This window comes from Brevibacillus choshinensis (assembly GCF_001420695.1).
Classification (GTDB): Bacteria; Bacillota; Bacilli; order Brevibacillales; family Brevibacillaceae; genus Brevibacillus; species Brevibacillus choshinensis.
On record NZ_LJJB01000011.1, the window covers coordinates 1 to 1,582 of the forward strand.

Sequence of the window (1,582 nt, forward strand, 5' to 3'; positions counted from 1 at the left end):
TCTTTACACATATGAAGACAAGGCCCATTACAATGGCTAGAAGTATGAAACATGATGCCCCGAAGCTAAACCAAAGTATCACATCTTTGTAGCCGCTGCTTAGTTTGACTGGGTCAATCTGTATTCTGCTTTGCATTGCCTCTTCCCTGTATTTTCTGTGATCATAGGTGTTATTTCTAATACTGGCCATACAGTCATCATCACACTTGTGAAATATTTCAAAGCAACCAGTGCCATCTTCTTCAGCATTCTCTCTCAGCTGTCTTTTCACTCGTTCGTACAGTTTGTCCATTTCTGAATCAGCCAGATCAATTGTATGCTGGTTCTCCATTGCTACCAAGAGTTCAGCATTGTATGACCACACTTCTGTTATAGAATCTCTGGTCCAATTTATCACATTACCGATTTGCTTCTCTACCTCATTGAATTCATTGTCTATCAACTCAAATTGTTGGTTGGTTTTTGCTATAAGCCGGTTTAATTTCCCTGTTATTTGATCAATTGCCGATTGAGTGCTTTTGTAATCTGCAGCAGTTCCCTCTCCCTGTGCATTCTGGTGTCTGAAACCATACCAACCATCAATTAGGCCTTCCCATCCATTTTCAATGAAACCCGCTATAGCACCAAATAGGCCTCTCCCCTTTGGAATCTCAGGAACATTCTTCATCCCTGTTGCCAGCAGCAGACTCCTTTGCTTAACATATCTCGGACATTTTCCAACTGCCCTGCTATCTATGTTCTGAAATGGCAAGTTACTTATTATTGTCCCACCACTATGATAGCAGTCCCCTTCACAATTGGCATCAACCTGTACTCCACTCTGGATTCCCATAGATTTTCCTCTCAGGAAGCTTGCACGGTCTGGAGCTATGAAAGCCCCATTGAAACTGAAAGTGACTGTATCATTGGGATTTAGCATTAGCCAATGAAAGTCAATTCTTCCAGATATACCATTAACTTGTGGTCTCGCTCCTGGACTCGGTACAAAAGATTGTTGATAATTAGAACTCCCAACTGTCACCAGTTTGTTTCCACTCCCATATAGCTTGGTTTGCTCTGCAGTTGAAACGGAATGATGGATCCCCCATACTATTATAGCTGGGCTTTTTCTTGTATTTTTATATGACTTAGTCATCTGCGGGAATGCAGCATTATCTGTGTTTGACAGGAGCCATTTCATTTCTGCATAGAATGAAGATCCTGATCTCCTACATGCACTGGTTACTCCATTAGTTCTTATTCCATTGTATGTAAATCCCATTGCTTCCTTGTCAATTCCGCCTGATTCTCTGAGAATTTGCCTCAGAGCTTCTTCATTCACGAATTTCCCAGGATAACAGACATCACTTCCTTCTCGCCTCTCAATAATTAAATCGGCCGAAAATTCTAGGAATTGGTCACATTGAGGTGGTCCAGTGATTGTCCCCAGGAGTCCACATTGACCGAGGTCAACTGTCCTTTTCCCCTTTGAGCAGATCCTGGGGATGTTTGTTCGTTCCACTGTTTCAGTTGCATTGACGACTTCCACTTCTCTTTCAGTTAATGTGTTTACTTTGGTTCCGTTTGACACGGCATGATGTCC

1 protein-coding gene is annotated in these 1,582 nt (G+C 42.2%); it reads right to left on the reverse strand.

Annotated elements, in window-relative coordinates; translation table 11 throughout:
* Nucleotides 1–1,582 (reverse strand): hemagglutinin (locus AN963_RS20155; protein ID WP_152985703.1); only part of this gene is annotated, 1,582 nt, incomplete at both ends.